Origin of the sequence: Microcoleus sp. D3_18_C2 (assembly GCF_036702395.1) — a bacterium.
Taxonomy (GTDB): domain Bacteria; phylum Cyanobacteriota; class Cyanobacteriia; order Cyanobacteriales; family Microcoleaceae; genus Microcoleus.
In genome coordinates this window covers 97,369-117,682 of record NZ_JAUBTG010000008.1, presented here as the reverse complement: position 1 = coordinate 117,682, position 20,314 = coordinate 97,369, and the positions used below count along the sequence as shown (strand labels likewise).

The 20,314-nt window shown below is 46.4% G+C and carries 14 protein-coding genes and 1 pseudogene; 5 read left to right on the top strand and 10 right to left on the bottom strand.

Features of this window, described 5'->3' with window-relative positions:
• Positions 1 to 289 precede the first annotated feature (289 nt).
• The 4 genes from acnB (at position 290) to QUA88_RS08085 (ending at position 4,396) form a co-directional block, all read left to right on the top strand.
• Entirely contained in the window at positions 290 to 2,905 is a 2,616-nt protein-coding gene (gene acnB / locus QUA88_RS08100; RefSeq protein ID WP_333054001.1) for a bifunctional aconitate hydratase 2/2-methylisocitrate dehydratase, read from the top strand.
• 159 nt (positions 2,906 to 3,064) lie between these two features.
• Positions 3,065 to 3,478 carry a hypothetical protein gene (locus QUA88_RS08095; RefSeq protein ID WP_333054002.1) on the top strand — a complete coding sequence of 138 codons (414 nt, stop codon included), beginning with the start codon at positions 3,065 to 3,067 and terminating at the stop codon, positions 3,476 to 3,478.
• Entirely contained in the window at positions 3,475 to 3,930 is a 456-nt protein-coding gene (locus QUA88_RS08090) for a nucleic acid-binding protein (protein ID WP_333209422.1), read from the top strand. The genes QUA88_RS08095 and QUA88_RS08090 overlap by 4 nt, the downstream gene beginning before the upstream one ends.
• Positions 3,931 to 4,015: 85 nt before the next feature.
• Complete coding sequence (locus tag QUA88_RS08085; protein ID WP_445242800.1) at positions 4,016 to 4,396, top strand: cupin domain-containing protein; 381 nt, start codon at positions 4,016 to 4,018, stop codon at positions 4,394 to 4,396.
• Positions 4,397 to 4,592: 196 nt separating this feature from the next.
• On the opposite strand, the gene QUA88_RS08080 is transcribed toward QUA88_RS08085, so the two are convergent.
• The 8 genes and pseudogenes from QUA88_RS08080 to QUA88_RS08050 form a co-directional block, all read right to left on the bottom strand.
• Positions 4,593 to 5,252 carry a pentapeptide repeat-containing protein gene (locus tag QUA88_RS08080; protein WP_333054004.1) on the bottom strand — a complete coding sequence of 220 codons (660 nt, stop codon included), beginning with the start codon at positions 5,250 to 5,252 and terminating at the stop codon, positions 4,593 to 4,595.
• A gap of 161 nt (positions 5,253 to 5,413) precedes the next feature.
• Positions 5,414 to 7,063, bottom strand: a complete 1,650-nt coding sequence (locus QUA88_RS08075; RefSeq protein WP_333054005.1) for an ABC transporter substrate-binding protein — start codon at positions 7,061 to 7,063, stop codon at positions 5,414 to 5,416.
• Between the two features lie 308 nt (positions 7,064 to 7,371).
• On the bottom strand, positions 7,372 to 12,204 hold the full coding sequence (locus QUA88_RS08070; protein WP_333271146.1) for a PAS domain S-box protein: 4,833 nt from the start codon (positions 12,202 to 12,204) through the stop codon (positions 7,372 to 7,374).
• A gap of 139 nt (positions 12,205 to 12,343) precedes the next feature.
• A pseudogene (locus QUA88_RS29485) lies at positions 12,344 to 12,433 on the bottom strand (helix-turn-helix domain-containing protein); the annotation flags it as partial.
• Between the two features lie 553 nt (positions 12,434 to 12,986).
• Positions 12,987 to 14,462, bottom strand: coding sequence for an adenylate/guanylate cyclase domain-containing protein (locus tag QUA88_RS08065; RefSeq protein ID WP_333271144.1), 1,476 nt, complete (start codon positions 14,460 to 14,462; stop codon positions 12,987 to 12,989).
• Between the two features lie 70 nt (positions 14,463 to 14,532).
• A complete protein-coding gene (locus tag QUA88_RS08060; protein WP_333054010.1) occupies positions 14,533 to 14,877 on the bottom strand; it encodes a slr1659 superfamily regulator in 345 nt (114 codons plus the stop codon).
• A 46-nt stretch (positions 14,878 to 14,923) separates the two neighbouring features.
• Positions 14,924 to 15,502 carry a DUF6272 family protein gene (locus QUA88_RS08055; protein WP_333054011.1) on the bottom strand — a complete coding sequence of 193 codons (579 nt, stop codon included), beginning with the start codon at positions 15,500 to 15,502 and terminating at the stop codon, positions 14,924 to 14,926.
• 76 nt (positions 15,503 to 15,578) lie between these two features.
• Positions 15,579 to 17,558, bottom strand: a complete 1,980-nt coding sequence (locus QUA88_RS08050) for a SpoIIE family protein phosphatase (protein WP_333209431.1) — start codon at positions 17,556 to 17,558, stop codon at positions 15,579 to 15,581.
• 663 nt (positions 17,559 to 18,221) lie between these two features.
• On the opposite strand from QUA88_RS08050, the gene QUA88_RS08045 reads away from it, so the two are divergent.
• Complete coding sequence (locus tag QUA88_RS08045; RefSeq protein WP_333054013.1) at positions 18,222 to 18,803, top strand: hypothetical protein; 582 nt, start codon at positions 18,222 to 18,224, stop codon at positions 18,801 to 18,803.
• Here the strand turns inward: QUA88_RS08045 and QUA88_RS08040 are convergent.
• Positions 18,796 to 19,080: a hypothetical protein gene (locus QUA88_RS08040; protein ID WP_333231959.1), complete on the bottom strand. Its 285-nt coding sequence runs from the start codon at positions 19,078 to 19,080 to the stop codon at positions 18,796 to 18,798. The two genes, QUA88_RS08045 and QUA88_RS08040, sit on opposite strands and share 8 nt — an antisense overlap.
• A gap of 70 nt (positions 19,081 to 19,150) precedes the next feature.
• Positions 19,151 to 20,242, bottom strand: coding sequence for a tRNA 2-thiouridine(34) synthase MnmA (gene mnmA / locus QUA88_RS08035; RefSeq protein WP_333054014.1), 1,092 nt, complete (start codon positions 20,240 to 20,242; stop codon positions 19,151 to 19,153).
• Between the last annotated feature and the right edge of the window lie 72 nt (positions 20,243 to 20,314).

Sequence of the window (20,314 nt, the reverse complement as noted above, 5' to 3'; positions counted from 1 at the left end):
TAAATGACGATTTCAGATGCAGAGGAGGATCTACAGTAGCCCACAACACATTAATCTTAACCAGAACTATGCAACTGAAGGCCCTAAACTGCTCGACTGAAGTTTGATACGCTGCTCTCTCGTTAAAGACCACATCTGTCTTTGGTATGAAAATCTACTGTTTTTAAAGTTGCGTTAAGTTTTGATGTATGGCGAGGTACTTTACCCAATGTGCAGCGGAAGCTCCTAATCTAAAAAGTAAAGCCACCTACTTGCCAACCACCGAATACTATCCGAGGAGAGAGGAGAAATGCTTGAATCTTACCGCCGTACCGCGGCCGAACGTGCCCATGAGGGAATTCCACCGCTGCCGCTAGACGCCCAGCAAACGTCGGAACTGTGCGAACTGCTGAAAAATCCGCCGGCAGGAGAAGAAGAAACCTTAATAGAATTATTGCGCGATCGCGTCCCCCCAGGCGTAGACAGCGCCGCCTACGTCAAAGCTGGTTTTTTAACTGGCATTGCTAAAGGCGAAATCCACAGCCCCCTAATTGCTCCCAAATGGGCAGTTTACCTGCTGGGGACAATGATGGGCGGTTACAACGTCCAATCTTTAATCGATTTGCTCAACCCCACTGCCGAAATCGCCATTCCCGCCACCGCCGCCCGGGCACTGAGCAAAACGTTGTTAGTATTCGACGCTTTCCACGACGTTATAGCTTTGTCTGATACAAATCCCTACGCCAAGCAGGTAGTCGATTCTTGGGCGGATGCCGAATGGTTTACAGGCCGTCCTGTATTGCCAGAAGCGATTACCGTTACAGTCTTCAAAGTTCCTGGAGAAACCAATACTGACGACTTGTCGCCTGCACCTCATGCTACCACGCGGCCGGACATTCCCCTACACGCTTTGGCGATGCTCGAAAGTAAGATGCCTGGGGCTTTGCAAACCATTGCAGAATTGAAGCAAAAAGGTCATCCCGTAGCCTATGTTGGTGATGTTGTCGGTACTGGTTCGTCGCGGAAATCGGCGATTAATTCCGTGCTCTGGCACATTGGCAATGATATTCCGTTTGTGCCCAACAAGCGCAGTGGCGGTTATATTTTAGGAGGTGCGATCGCCCCGATCTTCTTCAATACCGCTGAAGATTCCGGCGCATTGCCGATCGAATGTGATGTCTCCCAAATGGAAACAGGAATGGTAATTACCATCCATCCATACAAAGGCGAAATCACCAACGAAGCCGGAGAAATTATCTCCACATTCACCCTCAAACCTGACACAATTCTAGACGAAGTTCGCGCCGGCGGCCGAATTCCCCTATTAATTGGACGAACTTTAACCGACAAAACTCGCGCAGCTTTAGGACTAGAACCGAGCACTATTTTTACCCGTCCTACAATCCCAGTGGATACGGGAAAAGGCTTTACTTTAGCACAAAAAATGGTAGGCAAAGCTTGCGGTTTGTCCGGCGTTCGCCCCGGTACATCTTGCGAACCAGTCATGACAACAGTCGGCTCGCAAGATACCACAGGGCCAATGACTCGCGACGAATTGAAAGAACTTGCTTGTTTGGGATTTAGCGCCGATTTGGTTATTCAAAGTTTCTGCCACACCGCCGCTTATCCAAAACCAGTTGATGTCAAAACTCACCATGAATTGCCCGATTTCATGGCAGAGCGCGCCGGCATAGCTTTGCGCCCCGGAGACGGCATTATTCACTCTTGGCTGAACCGGATGTTATTGCCAGATACAGTGGGAACCGGCGGCGATTCTCACACTCGTTTTCCTTTGGGAATTTCCTTTCCTGCGGGTTCGGGATTGGTGGCATTTGCTGCGGCATTGGGCGTCATGCCTTTGGATATGCCGGAATCAGTTTTAGTGCGGTTTAAAGGTGAATTGCAGCCGGGAGTAACGCTGCGGGATGTTGTGAATGCCATTCCCTATGTAGCAATTCAAAAAGGTTTGCTAACCGTCGCGAAACAGAACAAGAAAAACATCTTTTCTGGGCGGATTATGGAGATTGAAGGTTTGCCCGATTTGAAGGTTGAGCAGGCTTTTGAATTGACCGATGCGACTGCAGAGCGTTCTTGCGCTGGATGCACCATTAAATTGAGCGTGGAGACTGTTTCTGAGTACATTCGTTCCAATGTCGCGCTGCTGAAAAACATGGTGGCGCGGGGCTATCAAGATGCGCGGACGATGATGCGCCGGGTGGCTAAGATGGAGGCATGGCTGGCAAATCCGGTGCTGATGGAGGCGGATGCTGATGCGGAATACGTTGAAATCATCGAAATCGATCTGAACGAGATTAAAGAGCCAATTGTGGCTGCTCCCAATGACCCGGATAATGTTAAGTTGTTGAGTGAGGTTGCGGGCGATCGGGTTGACGAAGTATTTGTCGGTTCCTGCATGACAAATATCGGTCACTACCGCGCCACAGCGAAGGTGTTGGAAGGTGCAGGGGAAGTGAAAACTCGCCTGTGGATTTGTCCGCCAACTCGCATGGACGAACAGCAACTCAAAGAAGAAGGTTATTACAGCATTTTTGGAGCCGCTGGAGCGCGTACAGAAATGCCCGGATGCAGTCTTTGTATGGGCAATCAAGCGCGGGTTAAAGATGCGACAACGGTTTTTTCAACTTCTACTCGTAACTTTAACAACCGCATGGGCAAAGATGCACAAGTTTATCTCGGTTCGGCGGAATTGGCGGCCGTTTGTTCGCTGTTAGGTCGCATTCCTACAGTCCAAGAATACAATGACATTGTGTCAAAGAGAATCGATCCTTTTGCTGGTGATTTGTATCGCTATTTGAATTTCGATCAAATTGCTGGTTTTGAGGATGAAGGACGAGTGATTGCTTTGGAAGATATGCCTCGCATTGAGGATATTTTGGGGATTCCCGATGGTGTGCTGAGCAAGTAAAAAGTGGGGCGGGCAAATGCCCGCCCTTTGTTTATAATATGAGTAGGGGTTCACCCCTGCATCTCTAATTCACATCCAGGATATTGATCGACCCGCCCCGCTCCCCTTTTCGTAAGTCGATCGAACTTGATATAAATCTGAGAAAGGAGAAAAGTGATTATGCCTGAGCAAGTTTTAAGCAGTGAAAGCCAAGGGACAGTAAAGTCCGCGCCCGAAACTCCTATGGTTGAAGACAAAGAAAGCGATCGCCCCTTAAGCCAGCCCATCGCGGCATTTCTCCGCGTAATTCAGCAAACTCCCAGAGAATATTGGCCGAATTTACTTCAGATGATGCGCTTATTTATGGAAACGGTGACAGTAACGCCCATATTGTCCGAGCCTCCCCAGACATCTGAGAAAATAGACATTACTAAACTGTCGCTGGAGGAACGGATACAAAGAAATAAAGGTGCAATTGAATTAATCAATTCATGGATTGAGGAGGGAGATGAACAAGAACAAACAGAAACCGCTGAATATCTCCGTAAAGCTTTAGATGAAGACCGCCTTTCTAATCGGCCATTATTCCCATGAGTAGAGTAATTATTCTCGACTCTGGCCCATTAGGAATGGTGACAAACCCTAAAGCATCCTCTGCTGAAATTCAAGAGTGCCAAGTTTGGCTAAACTCTTTAATGCGGAGGGGCGAAATAATAATTCTGCCTGAAATTGCTGACTACGAAGTGCGACGGGAGTTGATCCGCGCAGGTAAATTAGCAGGTATTCAACGGCTTGATGAACTGAAATTACAACTTACATATCGTCCTTTGACTACAGAAGTCATGCTTTTTGCCGCTCAGTTGTGGGCGCAAGCGAGAATGAGAGGAAGACCAACCGCAGAAGCCAATGCACTTGACGGGGATGTGATTTTGGCTGCTCAAGCAATATTGGAGGCAAGTGAAGGCAATGATGTGGTAATTGCTACAACAAATGTGGGGCATTTGTCGCAATTTGTTGATGCTCGCGAGTGGCGGCTAATTGAGTAATGTTTAAATCGATCGCACTTACCCTATCCCTGCTATACTTTCAACTACAGATATTTTTACAGACACCGTTAGCGAGATAAACAGCATGGTGGAAACAGTGGAGACAAGCGAAAAAATTGACGATCGCACACAAACCCGCTACTGGGGTCAAGTTACAGTCATAGACGCGGGCGATCGTTATAAGATCAATCGCATTGAAGTCAAGCCGGGGCATCACATCAGCACCCAAATGCACTATCACCGCAGCGAGCACTGGGTTGTCGTCTCCGGTACCGCTAAAGTTATCTGCGACGACAAAGAGACGATTCTCATGCAGAAACAGTCAACCTACGTTCCCATGAATACTGCTCACCGCGTAGAAAATCCAGGAGTTATTCCCTTGGTGATGATTGAAATCCAAAATGGTGAATACCTCGGCGATGATGACATTATCCGCTTCGCCCAAGATGCTCACGAGGCAGATTGATCCTAGATCCAAATATGAAGCAATCGCAGACGCCAAGAAAAAGCTTCGCACACCGAACAATCATCTACGCTACGCAGCGACGGGAAACAAGATAAATCCTACAATTAAAAATTTAGGGGCAATTTCAGAATTGCCCCTACCTTATTATATTAAGCTTGTTAAGCACCAGAATTTGATATAGCAAGTGGCGATCGTCCTAGGGCAAAGAAGCGTTTTTCAAATCTACATTTGCCATATTGGCATTCTTTAAATTAGCACCTGTCAAGTCCGAACCGTTCAAATTTGCACCGTTCAAATTTGCATTGGTCAAATTTGCATCCCGCAAGTTGACTCCCTGTACGTCGATTCCCGACAAACTGCCACCTCTGAGGCTGACATTCGCTAAATTGGCTACAGACTGGCGAGCATTTCTCAGATTTGCACCCGCCAAATTGGCGCTTTCTAAATTAGCACCGATTAAATTAGCGCTGGTGAGGTTGGTATTTTTCAAACTCGCAATCACTAAACCCGCCAAACTCAGATTAGCGCGGCTCAAATCAGCACCCTCCAAATTAGCCCCGTGCATTTTAGCAGCAATTAAACTCGCACCTTGCAATTTAGCTTGTTTCAGATTTGCTTCGTTCAGTTTGGCTTCGTTCAAATTTGCACCGTTCAAATTTGCACCGCTCAGATTCGCACCGCTCAAATCTGCCCCGCTCAGATTGATACCAGCAAGCTGCGCTCCTGTCAAGTCACATTGGCTACATTTTTTAGTTTCTAATAATTGCTTGACGTGGGATACGTTTTCTGCCTTTACTCCCGATGCCAAACCGATCGCAATTAGCACCCCTGTTGTTGTTAAAATCCCAAATTTCATATACCACCCTCAGCAATATCTCTCTGTTAATAATATCGCACATTATTAAAGAGGGTTGGGTGATCGGTCTCTTTGATAAACTGTGACAATCATCACCCTGTTGTGCACAAAATATGCAATAATTATTGACGTTTCAACTCCCCCAAAATTATTGTAAATAATTATTGCTTTTTCAGGAACCAAAAAGGAAAAGATTGCGTCGGTTCGAGACGGACTCCGGTGATGCTGTTCTGAGCAAAGGTATAGTCCTTATCCTGCCAAAGAGGGATGAAAGGTACATCTTGACCTAGTATGTCTTGAATTTCCGCAAACAGAGCTTTGCGGGTTTCAGGATTTGCTTCTTTTCGTTGCTTGTCGATCAGTTCATTGACCCGATCGTTATAATAGAACGAACCCTGACCTTGGCTAGCACCCTTTTCACAGCCCCCAGCCGCCGAACCCGTCGCACAATCTAAAAACGGCTGAATGTAATTATCGGCATCGAAAAAGTCGGCGTACCAATCCACTAAAACCGCAGGATAAATTCCCTTCTCTATGTTTTGAAACAAAGTCGGAGATTCAACGCTGTTAATTTCTACCTGCATTATCCCGTCCATTTTGAGTTTAGTTTGCGCCTCGATCAGACTCGCGACTAAAGCTCGTTTTGTGGAAGCTGAAGGATACCAAAGTTGCAGAACAAAAGGATTGGTGGCTGAGTATCCAGCTTTCGTTAAAAGTTCCTTAGCCTTTGTCGTGTTGGCATCTCCGTACAGTTCTTTAAAAACCGGTTTTTGAACGTCGAAGGTTGTAGGGATCAGACTGTAAAGCGGTTGTGCTTGTCCGCGCAGTACGCGCTCATTAATCAGGGGGCGATCCATCGCTGCTGCGATCGCCTGTCTCACTTCTAACTTATCCAACGGTTTAGACTTAGTATTCAGCGTCATGTAACTAACCGTACTGCTTTCCCCCGCAATTTCCTGCCATTTCCCTTGTTTTGCTCCCTCGCCCAAGCTTTGAACTTGGTCTGCATCCAGAGACAAATAAGCCACATCAACTGCACCAGTCCGAAAACTATTGAACAAATTTGACGAACTAGAAAGCAGCAAAAGGTCAATTCCTTGATTAACTGGTTTTTCGCCCCAATACTTGTCAAACACATCAAACTTGAGAGAATCGCTGCCGTAAGTTGCCAACTTGTAGCGTCCCGTTCCCACAAACGTATCGGGTTTAAATTTACCCTCCCCAATCTCGTAAGCTTTTGGAGAAACTGCACAACTACCAGCGAATGTCAAGAGAGAAGGAAAAGCAGCAAAAGGCTTTTTGAGTTGAAAAGTTAATTCGTATTCGCCCGTCGCTTTCACAGATTCTACGGCATCGCTCAACAAGAAAGCCGGACGACCGCCATTTTTGATAAACCGCTGCAAGGAGAACTCCATTGCTGCGGCATTAAACGGTGTGTCATCGTGAAAAATAACTCCTTGACGCAAGGGGATGGTATATGTCAATCCGTCTTGGCTAACTTTTGGCATTGCTGTGGCTAAATGGGGGATTAACTCAGTAGTCCCCGACTTGTAAGTATAGAGAGTGTCGCCCAAATTTTGCAGCAGTTGCCCTGAGATAATTTCGTAAGCGTCCGCAGGGTCGATCGTCCGCAATTTCAAGGTTGTGCCAATAGTAACGCGGTTATTAGCATTTTCGCCGGTCGCAGTGACCGATGGACGTGTTCTTTGTCCACAACTTGCAGTTAACAAGCAGCACAGAAAGAACAGAGCTATCGCTTTAATCACTGAAGGTTTTATATGTATTCTAGGCTGCTGCTTGTTAATTCCCATCGTCTTTTTTTGACACTCCAAATTATTGATTATATTATCAGGACTTACGCACTATTAGACTAGAAACCGGATTTATTGATAGATTCTCCTGTAATATCACGTCCGAGCGATTGACCATAATATCCCGGCCGGGCGGGTTTTTGAGATTGTCAATTATTGGCAGATATGGTTGTTGAACCCGCCCCTACCTCATTTCGGGCGAAGCGAAGCGGAGGGAATCGACCGGACAGAAGATAATACAAATATCGCTCCCTAACCACAGCAACTTAAAAGCTTGGTAATGTTCGATCGGTTGGAACTCCTTCGCATCAATCCTTAGAGCTTGCTGGGCCATCAGTGTTCTTGCTAAGAAGTGCGACGATCGTCTTAATTAATTCATCCGGTTCGATCGGCTTTGCCAGATGTCGGTGAAATCCAGCTTGCAAAGCTTGCTGTTGATTAAACTCACCCGCATAAGCAGTCAGGGCGATCGCGGGAATCAGCCCACCCCGTTCTGGCGGCAGAGCTCGCACTTGTCGCAACAGCATATAGCCATCCATTCCCGGCATACCAATGTCGCTCAACAGGACATCTGGCTGGAAATTAGTCAACGCTGTGAGGACTTCTTGAGGGACAGCAAGAGTCAGTACCTCTGCACCTGCATCTTCTAGCAAAAACGAAATCAACTCTCGCATATCCGGCTCATCATCAACCACAACTATCCGCATCCCCGATAACGGTTCATCCGCAGTCGATCGTTCCGAAAGTCTTGCAAGAGAGTTTTCTTGTCTTACCTTCGGTGATAGGGGCAGTCTTACGGTAAAGGTAGCTCCTAACCCTTCACCGGCGCTATCTGCCCCAACCGTGCCACCGTGCAGTTCGACTAAATGCCGCACGATCGCCAGCCCCAATCCCAAGCCACCAAACTTGCGGGTTGTAGCGCCATCTTTTTGGCGGAAGTAGTCAAACACGTAGGGTAAAAACTCCGGTGCAATGCCAACCCCTGTATCCGCCACCGTAATTTGAGCGCGATCGCCCACACGAGTTAAGCGCACCTCAACGCGCCCCCCGGCCGAGGTGAATTTGACCGCATTGGAAACAAGATTCCAGACTATTTGCTGCAAACGGCCCGAATCTCCCAAAATTTGTCCGATCTGAGGATCTAACACAGTCCGAATGTCAATGGATTTGGCAACAGCAGCCAAATTGACAGTTTCGATCGCCGATTCCACAGTTAAAGCTAAATCAACTGGACGAATATTCAGACTGAGCTTACCTTGGAGAATTTTCGAGACATCAAGCAAATCTTCAATCAATTCAGTTTGCAGCTTGGCATTCCGTTCGATCGTCGCTAACGCCTGGGCGGTTTTCGCCGCATCCAGCTTGCCAGTTTGCAGCAGCTTTGACCAGCCCAAAATAGGATTGAGGGGCGATCGCAATTCATGGGATAGTACCGCTAAAAACTCATCCTTGATCCGATTTGCCTGTCTTAGCTGTTCCGCTTGCTGCTGCAGTGAATCGTTCAGATTTGCCCGTTCCAGAGCGATCGCGATTTGGTCACAGATAGATCCCAGCAGCTCGATTTCAGCAGGCGTGAAGTGCGTCCGAGTCAGACTGGCAAAGGAGAGCGTTCCTAATAACCGTCCTTGAGCGATTAACGGTTGACCCACGTAAGCCGTGATGCCCAGTTCATAGAGGGCTTTACCATTCGGATGAGTGGAAAGTTCGGCTTGATTCAAGACAAGTTGCTGCTGGGTTTGGGCAACCAATCCACAGAGATATTGCCCTACTTCGATCCAGGCGATCGCCTGCGCCCTTTCTTCAGAGATGCCATCATAGTTTCTCAAATGCAGCATCGGGCGGTTGTCTTTTTCTTCCACCATGAAGTTGTAGTAACAATCCAGATCGAGTAGCACTGCCAGTTTGCGGAATAGCGTGTCCATCAAAGCCAGAGGCTGTTCTGTCTTCATCAGATCGCGGGTAGTTTCATACAGCAATTGCAGGCGCTCACTTGCTTGCCGTTGTGCAGTCTTGTCCTGCATGATTTTGACAAATCCCTGCGGACAATCCGCTTCATTAAGCAGGGGCATCATCAATCCACTGGCCCAAAAGTGATTCCCATCTTTGCGGACGTGCCAGCGTTCGTCTTCGACCCGTCCTTGCAGTAGAGCCATTTGCCTCTGGTACTCGGCTTGTCCTTGTTCGTTATCTGCTGGTGTGAAAATCATCCGACTGGAGCAACCAATTGCTTCTGTCTCGGTATAGCCCAACAACCTTTCTGCCCCTGAGTTCCAACTGGCAATGATGCCGTTAAGGTCGAGGGTGAAGATGGCATAATCTTTGGCGCTTTCAAAGATCAGACGGAGGCGGGATTCATTCTCGCGCAGGGCTTCCTCAGCTTGTTTGTGGTCTTCAATATCAACACAGGAGCCGATGTAGCCCAAGAACTCACCTTCCAATCCGTAGCGAGGAACAGCTTCATCCATAATCCAACGGTATATGCCATCACAGCGTTTCAAGCGATAGTCCATCTTGAACGGTTGACGGGCATCAAAGGCAGTCACATAGGTGTCTAAACACCGCTCAAAGTCGTCGGGGTGGACTCCTTCTGTCCAACCATTGCCCCTTTCTTGCTCGATCGTCCGTCCCGTAAAGTTTAGCCACGGGACGTTGAAGTAATAACAGAGTTTATCTGTGCCCGACATCCAAATCAGCACAGGGGCGGCATCTGCCATCAGTCGGAACCTTGCCTCACTCTCCCGTAGTGTGGCTTCGGCTTGTTTGCGATCGGTGATATCGTTGACGAATGCTACAAACCCTTCAATTTTTCCCTGGCTATTGAAGCGGGGAACATAGGTGGCATTGATATAACGGGTTCCACCATCTTTGTAGGGAATTTGGCTTTCAAAGGTCACTTCCTGTCCTGCCAAGACTTGCTCAACATAACGACGAATCCCTTCATAGCCAGTTTCGCCTAAAACCTCTTGAAGGTGCTTGCCATAGATTTGCGCTGCCGAATGTCCAAACCATTCTTCATATGCTCGATTGTTGAAGCGATAACGCTGGTCTGAGTCTACAAAGGAAATCAAGGCAGGCACGGCATTGGTGACTAAACGAAGTTCTGCTTCTCGTTGTTGCAATACCTCCTCGGCCAGTTTTCGATCGGTGACATTTCGGAAATAAATGGTAATCCCGTTGGCTGCAGGGTAGGTGCGAACGTCATACCACCGATCGTGATCGGGATAAAAAGCCGTGACTGACAAAGCCACGCGCTCGTTTGCCACGCGCCGATAAACCTGCTCAAACTCGCTGCCATTAAGTCCGGGGAATTCTTCCCACACATTTTTCCCAATCAGATCGCTGGCAGTCCGGTCTAGCAGAATTTCCGCTGACCGATTCACATAAGTGAAACACCAATTCTCATCAAGGGAAAAGAATCCATCATCAATACTCTCTAGAATGTTGCGACTCTGCTCTTCGCTTTGACGCAAAGCTTCTTCTGCTTGTTTACGATCGCTGATGTCGATTAATACGCCCCGCGTCGAAATTATCATGCCCTCAGCGTTATAGGCGCAATCGCCCTTTGCCAAAATCCAACGAACGGTGCCATCTGCCCACAGCGTCCGATACTCAATTTCAGTATGCGGTTGATTCGCTTTGAGCTCATTGAGTACGGTGTGAACGAATGGACGATCGTCCTGATGCACGGCTTCTAAAAACACCTGTATCGACATTGCTGTATTGACGGGTAAACCAAACATCGCTTTGGCTATGTCCGTCAAACTCAGCGTGTCTGTTTCCATATCCCAATACCACAAACCCAAATTGCCGCCTTCGGAAGCCAATCGGAGTTGTTCTTCGCTCTCACGCAACGCCTGGAATGATCGATCGCGCTCAAAGACGATGCTGGCAACTTGGGTGCCGAACTCCGCGAGTTTATGTTCCCAATCAGTCGGCATCCGCGCCTCGCTAAAGCACAGCATCAGCGACCCCATAGGTAGATTGTCGTGCCTGAACACGGGCTGAGAATGGCAGGCTAGAATGCCATGAGCCACGCATAAATTTCGCCATGCTTGCGACCAGCGATCGTCCTTGGCAATGTCGGCGCAGGTCACGGGCTGACCGCTATACACTGCTTCGCCACAGGTTCCAATGCACAAATCGTTAATCGGAGCATCTTGGAGTCCTTCACCAAAAGACGCTGGAAAGTCTGGAGTAATTGATCTCTTAAACGTCAGCCGCTGAGCATCCGCTAGCAGGAAGCCCGCGCGGGTACCCGGATTCAGCCTGGATACTGAGTCACACACGGCTGCCAGACAGTCGTCTAGTGGCTGTCCGAAGGCGATCGACTCCAGCAGTCGTGTCTGCTCGATTAGGAGGAGTTCTGCCTGTTTGCGATCGGTAATGTCAGCAAGCAAAACCGTCAGTCCCCGGGGCGAAGGGTAAATGCGATGGTCATGCCAACCCTTCCAAGGTGAGTACAGATAATCAAACTGGAGTGGCGTTTGTTCGCGCATTGCCCGATGAAACTGCACATAAGCATCGGTGTCAACGGCTGCCGGAAATAACTCCCAAACGTTCTGACCCAGAATCGCTGACCGGGGCATTCCAACCATTTCACAGTAGCGATCGTTGGCATAGGTGTAGCGCCAATCGCGATCGAGGATGTAAAACCCATCGTTGATGGTAGAAAGTACCGTTTCTAGTTGTTCTTTTGCCTCAGTCGCCGCAGCTTGTGCTGCTTCGCCGCGCACCTGTTGTTCTACTTCCATTGCCTGCTGTAAATTTTGCAGGGCTGCTTTCGCGTTTTTTATAGCAGTGCGCCACGATTGATTGAGTGAAGCGCTCAATCCTGCAGCGAGCAAAAACATACCAATCCGAAGAATTGTCTCTACATTAACTATCTGTAAGGAATAGAACGGCTCAATAAAAAAATAGTTAATTGCCAGCGTGGATAAAATTGTTGCCAGCAACCCAGGCCCAAAACTGCCATACCAGGAACTCACCATCACCGCGATGAAAAACAGGGGTGTCGTGGTTGGGTAGATCCACGGTAAAAGCGATCGGGTTAGCGCCAGTGCCAGAGCCACGGAGAGGGTGGCCACACCATAGGGAAGTAGTCGAATATCTCTGAAAATGCTGTTGATTCCTTCTACACTCACCCTTTTTACTCCTTATCCGAAAAATATCTTGCTCGCTGTGCCTTACTGCATTCGCCGTTGCATCTAGCGAATCACCTAACTCATCCAGCAATATGTAAATTTGCTTGAGTGGCAAGCGAGAAGTCGTAGCGTGTCTCTTTTTCCAACGATGAATCGTGGAAAAGGTCATCCCTAATTCATCCGCCAACTTTTTCTGAGACAGGTTCAGCGCTGGCCGCCGTTCTCGCACCAAATTACTGATCGCTGGCTGTTCCGCCCTCAGCCGTTCTATTTTGAGAAGCCTCAGAAGTAACAGCTATAAAGCTGTTTATATTTTACACCTTTGACAGATTCCAGAGGTCAGTCATCACTCTCAAGATATATATCAATCTTTACAGGAGTCGTAAATTTTTCACCCACCCTAACTCTCCCCGAACCTGCAGGGAGAAAGTAAGAAATTCACAAGTGATGCGAGGATTGCTATATGAAGTCAATCGATTTTAGATTTTAGATTTTAGATTTTAGAGGCGACCCCACGGATAAATGCGGGGGCTTGAGGATTTTCGATTTTCGATTTTGGATTGATTCCACGGATAAATCACGTGGCGGGTACCACCTTTGAAATTCCTGGTCAATCTTAGGATCGCGAATTAAATAATTTACACTCTTGAAAGTGGGGAGTAGGGGATGGGCACTCTTAGCCCGCCCTTTCTGGACGGGCGGGACGCCCATCCCACAAGAACCATCACGCATTGTAAGTTATTTAATTCTCATTCCTTAAATCTAAAATAGACTAGCTTGCTTTAAATTCCTTTGAGGAGCGATCGCCAATCCCGACAGCGTTTCAGGTAAATGCGAGCTACATGATCGCTTGGATTTGTTCGCAAACACTCTTCAAATAATTTTCCCGCTTCTCGGAAGTCCTTGCGATCGCACAGTAACATAGCTTCATTATACACAGACAAATTTGCTAGCTTTGCCGACAAACTTTCCGGCGGATCTGCATCAAATACCTCATAAACTACCACATATTGAGATTTTCCTTTTACCTGTACTTTATCCACAATTCTAATTGCATAATCGGTGGGATTTCGCAACCGTTCCAAAGTCTGCTGAGAAATTAACAGAGGTACGCCGTAATCTTTGGTCAATCCTTCAATGCGAGATGCTAAATTAACAGCATCGCTAATCACAGTGCTGTCCATCCGGCTTTTACCCCCGACTGTCCCCAGCATCAAAGAACCCGAATTGATGCCAATGCCAATTTGAATCGGGACGTAGCCGACGCCTTGACGGTATTCGTTGTAAGTTTTGAGGATATTTAGCATTGCAATACCCGCTTTCACTGCATCATCTGCAAAGTCACTAAACAAAGCCATAATTGCATCGCCGATGTATTTGTCAATAAACCCGTTATTGCTAGTAATCGCAGGCTCCATCCGCGAAAGGTAAGCATTGATAAATTTAAAATTTTCTTGGGGAGTCATAGTTTCTGAAAGCGTCGTGAAGTCGCGAATATCCGCAAATAGCACCGACATTTCCTGCTGCACTTGGTCGCCTAAATGGACATCTATAATACTTTCATATCCCAACAAATTTAGAAATTGGTGTGGCACAAATCTACCGTAGGCATCAGTTAAGTCTGATTCGACATCCAGGGATTTTTCTAAATTTTGGTTAACGTCAAATAGTTCCTTAATAAATAAATGGCGCTGGGATTCAGCTTCTTTGCGTTCCGTGACATCTTGAAAAACTGCGATCGCAAAAGCAACTTTGCCACCATCGTCAAAAATTGGCCTTCCCCAAATTTCTAGGGGAACTTTCTTGTCGGTTCGATGAATTTCCAGATCGTCAGCAGTCGCGTTTTCGCCCCTTAAAGCTCGGACGAGCGGCAAATTCTCGAAAGGATAAATTGTCTCCGTTCCCGCGATATAAATTTGATAACTTTCTGACAAATCCTCAACAGAATTTAAGGGCAAAACTCCTTGACCGAGTAACTGCTGTCCGGCGTGATTTACGTAGTAAGGTTTGCCTTGAGAATCGAGCACTACCACGCCTACCGGAATCGCTTCGAGAAATTGAGCCAGCTTGATTTCGCCTTCGCGCACCGCCTCGAATGCGCGAGAGCGTAACTCAGTTTCAACCGTATCGGAATGTTCAGCAGTAGTTTCCAGCAAGATTTCCAGATCCGCTTTTTCCTCCTTCAAGTCTTCCACTTGCTGGCGCAATCTTTCTATCTCTAAAAGTAGCTGTTCTCTAGATGGTTGTTCTTCCAGCATAACTCGAGAATTTGCGCCTCGACTAACAAAAAATTACTTAACATTTCGCACCCTAAAAGTAATCGTGTTTTTATAGAAAATCCAACTGCAAACCAGGCATCAGGCGCTGGAAATTCCTCAAAGATTTACCATGCCAAGCTATGCTTTGAGAGCCTTGTACCGCCATTTGCACCCTGGCTGTTTTGCGGATCTCGATAATAAACTTCGATAGCATATTGATGCCAGAACTGTTCAAAAATTCTAACTGCTGCAAATTGAGGGTAATTTTCGTCGGTTCCAAGTCGGCAACCTGGGCCAGCAACTGCCCTATCGGCGCGTACTCAGCAGGCCCGCTCAGCCTTAGAGATCCAATAAAACTCACGGTTGCCGTTGCTGGATCGTAACAGATCTGGTAATCTTCTGTATTAATTTCCATAGCCACAAAAAAAAGTCCCTTAGATATTATCGATCGCCAGCGTTGCTTATACTGTTAATTGCACCATAGTTGTCACCGCAATTACTTCCGGGTCTTTGTGCACGGTCTGGAATTTCCAGCCAAGTTTGGCGGTATAATCGGTGAGCATGGTCAACAAACCCAATCCCGAATTGGTACTGTTGTCGTCAGCAGCATTTTTTTCCAACCGCTGAAGGTAAAGTTCGCTTGGCTCCGAGGCCAGCAACTCCTGAATATAAGCCTGAAACTTGTCCACCGCTTGCGGAGAGATGCTGTTAGCCACTGAGACAATCACTCCCTCGCTCTCTAATTGCAGTTTAATATCGATCGGGTAGTCGGAGGTTTCATCATTAAACTTCATGGCATTTTCCAATAACTCGTTGGCAATGTAGCTAACAGCACTTTTTATTTCAGCTTGTCTTTCAATTGTCGAGGGTTCATCTTGGTTGCCCGGAAAAAAAGTCGTCAGGTAATCAGCCAGAAAATCAGCAGACAAACCGTTGTTCCGCCACCGCTGCTTGAGAGGAACCGAACTCGGAGAAAATCCAATTATTAAGTATTCTTGGCTAGCGGGCTGCTCGATGAAATCTCCGAAAATCTGAGTCATATCGATGTGAGAGCTAAAGTTTGAGATGAGGGGATCACTGAATATATTTTAAACTTTAGGAGGGATATTCAAGTAGTTATTTTTGTTTGAGTACCAGCAATGTGATGTCATCAAAAACTTTTTGTTCGCCGATGTGCGATCGCACGTCCTTAATTACAGCGTGCCTAATTTCGGCAGCAGAACGCTGCCAATGAATTTTTATTACCTCAATTAACCTATCTAAACCATAAAGCAGTTTATCCATATTTTTAGCTTCCGTAATCCCGTCAGTGTAAAGCACAACCACATCTCCTGAATGCAAATGCACAATTTTCTCAGCAACAAATTCAGCAATATCTACATCCAGCCCGATCGGGAAACCCAAATCGATTGTATCAAACCGCTCTACACAACCGTTACACCGCACAACAATCATTTCTTCGTGCTGGCCGCTCAACTTCAGCATCCCCTCCTCATAGTCTAGCAAGGCAAGGCTAGCATTTTTGTCGCATTTCATCCGCTGCACGTTATCATAAATTACACTGTTAATAGCACTTAAAAATCTTACTGGGTCTGGTTCATTGTAGGCGAGCAAAGTTCTTACTGCCGTTTGCACCATAATCATTAAAACACCGCTCTCCAATCCGTGTCCCGTCACATCTCCAATGCCAATTTTTACTCTACCTTTGTGTTGGAGTACGTCGTAATAGTCGCCCCCTACTTCCTCAGCAGCTTCCATAAATCCCGCAATATCTAACCCCACAACTTCATTGAGTTCTAAGTCTTTGGGCAGCAGCATCTGCTGAATCTTGCGAGTAACGTCTAGTTCAGCGCTCATTCGCATATTTTCTGCTTTTAGGCGATCGTTGAGAACAGTAATTTCTTGATTTGCACCAACTAAGGCATCGGCAATTTTGTTAAAAGCACCCACAACTTGCCCCAGTTCATCTCTGTTATCCAAAATAATTTTGTGGTCAAGATTGCCGCTTGCCATCTTTTTTGCAGCTTCGTCAAGGACAAACACAGTTTGCATAACGCTTCTATAAAAACTTACAAATAAATAAATAACTATGGCTAAGGTTATTAACACAACAATAGAAATTATGCGTTTCTTGGCAACGAAACTATCAATGCGTTTTTGCAGGAGAAAGTCTAATTCCTTGATAGTTTTATCCCACAGTTCAAAACTATAATTCAGAACTCGATCGCTCCCATCAAGATAGGCAGAATATTCCACTAATGCTGTGGGCTTAATCAGTTTATCTAGTTGCTCAGTTAGCTGCTCTACTACCGAGTTAAAGTTTGTTAAATACTCCCTTAATTTCGGGATCAGATTCCCGTGAGGATTATTGCTAAATCCTACCTCCATATTGATAGCTAAATCCTGATTAATTTCTCTCAATTTGCCTGCCAAAGTAATCAGTTTCGCTCTTTCTTCAGGTGTGGCATCGGAACGCAAGTTTTTTATTTGAGAGATCAGCCTAATCTCTGACAATATTTTTTGGATTTCTGGAAGTTTCAGCAAAGTAGCATCCATCAAATAATAGGTATCTAGATCCGGGTCTAAAATTAGATTAGAAGTATCGCCGACGCGAGCGCTCAGTCTATCAATGTCTGTAGCTAAACGTTGATAGAAAAAATCGTAAGTTTCTAAACTCCAATGGCTGTGGCGAAGTTTGAAATTGTGCCAATCTTGATAAATATTATTAAAATTTTTACTGGAAATTAATGTGTTTCCAAGCTGGCTATCTGTATTAGCTATCGCTTGAAATTTATGATCTATCTTGGCTTTTAAATCTGTTCTGAATTCTGAATTGCTTAAACTAGGATTTAACCTCTGATTCGGATAATTTAAGAGTTGAAGTTTCGGTATATATTCCCTCAACTGGCGCAGTCGCCGCAGGTATTCATTTCCGTAGATTTCTTTTTGGGCAAAATCAACTCTGCTGTTAATTTCGGAAATTAGCAGGTACATGACCAAGGTTAACGGTATTGCAAATAGAAAACCAATTAAGGTAAATTTTTGAGGATAGCTCAGCCGATTCATTAAATGGATTCCCAGGGATTTTCTGTTCATAATCGATAGATTTTAAGAATATTGTACTAAAAAAGTAGCGATCGCTACTAAAGTAGTTGCGGGGACGATCGCTCTAGAAAACCCGAATGCTAATATAATTAATCAGCGATAAGCTGTGGATCATTTAAACCAGTAACGAGGCTTGTAGGTGCGTCAGGAGTAAACACTTACGCGCTTATGCGAGAAACAATTCTGTAATGACGCACCCTACTATCCTCTTTTAAATGCCGAACAGCTTAGCTGATTTAATTTCTAATGCGTTTTCGTCCAGTGGCAACAATTTTTGTGGCATCCCTGTGATATCCTTGGCTGAGCTCGCCTCCCCCAGTCTAAAACACGTTTAGCAGTTTTGGAACGAAGAATAGTAATTTGTACTGAGATTCGGGGGCAGGAGTAGAGGCTTTTAAGAATATTTACTTAAGCATAAATTTTTCTTAATACCCGGAGACAACAAGTAAAAATTAAGTAATAACTGGGTAGTGCAAGTTTCCTGAAACACAACTGCCGACAGCGAGTAGAAAATACTTGCCCCCCACGCACCAGCAGTCAAATCGGTTCTGCACAAAGGAACCAATAGCACCAGCAATAGTGTCTAAATAAGTATCTGCAGTTGAGTGTTCAGGAGCGATCGCGCATTGTGTAAAGTGAGGCAGAGGGCATATTATGAAAAGAATCTCCCAAAATAAATTTCAAAAAAATAAAAACCGAGACCAAAAGCAGCCCAATCCAGTAATCTTGGCTTTGGTGCTCACAGGAATTCTGGTATGGGAAATGTATCCGGCACTAAGACACACCGCAGCAGCTAACGCGGGCGCCATCAAAGATTCCCTTGCCCAGTTGGAAAGGCAACAGCAGCAAACCGCGCAGCAATTTTCCTCAGCCGCAGTGCCCCAAAACATCAGCTATTCGGTATTGGCACTCGATACTCTCACTTCCGAACCGGGGAATTTTGCCGAGGGTACGCGCAAAAATCCCCCGAAGCAATTGCCCGCAACCGTAGCAGAAGCAGTTCGCCGAGAGTTGTCGGACTCCACTGGCATTGCTGCTGACAAGTTGAAAGTAACTGAATCAAGCGGACAAAGTTGGCCGAATACTTGTTTAGGACTCGCGAAAGCGGATGAAATTTGCGGTCAAATGATTGTCGAAGGTTGGCGGGTTGTGGTTTCTGATGGTAGGCAAACTTGGGTTTACCGCACTAATGTTAGGGGAAATGTGTTGCGTTTGGAAAAAAAGTTACCTAGGTAAATGTACGTGAAAGGAAATATAAGTTTCCTTTTGGAACAGGCTTTTCGGCCTGTTCCACAAAGAGTGAATTTTCTTGTGGGCTTCTGGGAACAGGCTTTTCGGCCTGTTCCACAAAGAGTGAATTTTCTTGTGGGCTTCTGGGAACAGGCTTTTCGGCCTGTTCCACAAAGAGTGAGTTTTTTTGTAGGTGGGTATCACAAGCAGGCTTTTCGGCCTGTTCCACAAAGAGTGAAGTTTCTTGTGGGCTTCTGGGAACAGGCTTTTCGGCCTGTTCCACAAAGAGTGAATTTTCTTGTGGGAAGTTTCTTGTGGGGAGTAGGGGTTGGGCTTCTAGCCCGCCCCTTGCCTTAATTTGGGACTTGGTTTCTTTCGATAATGCCACCGCCCAACAGCACATCGCCGTCATACCAAACAGCCGCTTGTCCGGGGGTAATGCTCAACTGCGGTTCGTCAAAAATCAACTTAACTCTTGTACCGCCGACTTTTTCCTCTGCTTGGGATGGTTCCACAGGAATAATTGTAGCGGGGACGGGGCGCGATCGATATCGAATCTGTACCTGAGCCCGAATCGGAGTCGTCGGTGCAGCTACAGAAACCCAATTCACTTTCTGGACTGTACATTCAGATTCTACTGCCAACTGTCGATCGCCCACAATTACCCGATTGCCAGCAGCATCAAGTTCAATCACATACAGCGGTTCCGGTGCAGCAATCCCAAGTCCTTTCCGCTGGCCGATGGTGTAGTGGTGAACACCGTCATGCTGTCCGAGCACCCGCCCTGACTTGTCCACAATGTCACCCTTTTGTGGCGCAATGTACTTATCCAGAAAAGCCCGCATCGAACCGTTACTTTCCACCAAGCACAAATCCTGACTTTCCGGCTTATCCGCAGTTGTCAAGCCAAATTCTGCCGCGATTCTGCGAGTTTCTGTCTTGGTAATTTCCCCCAAAGGAAACTCCGTACCCGCCAACAAATCCTGTGTTAGATCGTACAGGAAATAAGACTGATCTTTCGCAGGGTCGATCGCCCGCAGCAACTGATAGCGACCAGTAGCAGCATCGTAAGTAATCCTAGCGTAGTGGCCTGTAGCGATTTTTTCAATTCCGAGTTCTTCGCGAGCAAACTTAAGCATCGGCCCGAACTTCACAGTTTTATTGCACTGCGAACAAGGCAGAGGTGTAACTCCTGCACTGTAACCCTCCACCAAATAATCAATAATACTTGCCTGAAAGACCTCGCGGCTGTCAACAATGTGGTGGGGAACGCCCAAATCTTCGCAAATTTTAGCGGCATCGACCATTCCCTCAGAGCAGCACTGGCCTTTGCCCTTCATCAACCACAGCGTTAAACCCACCACTTCATATCCCTGATGGTGTAAAATTGCGGCTGCTGCGGAACTATCGACCCCGCCGGAGAGGCCTACAACAATCTTGTTCATGGTTGGGGAGAAATTGCTATTTTACTGTTACTTTGTTCGATCAAGCTAATTTATTATACCACAAGTATACTA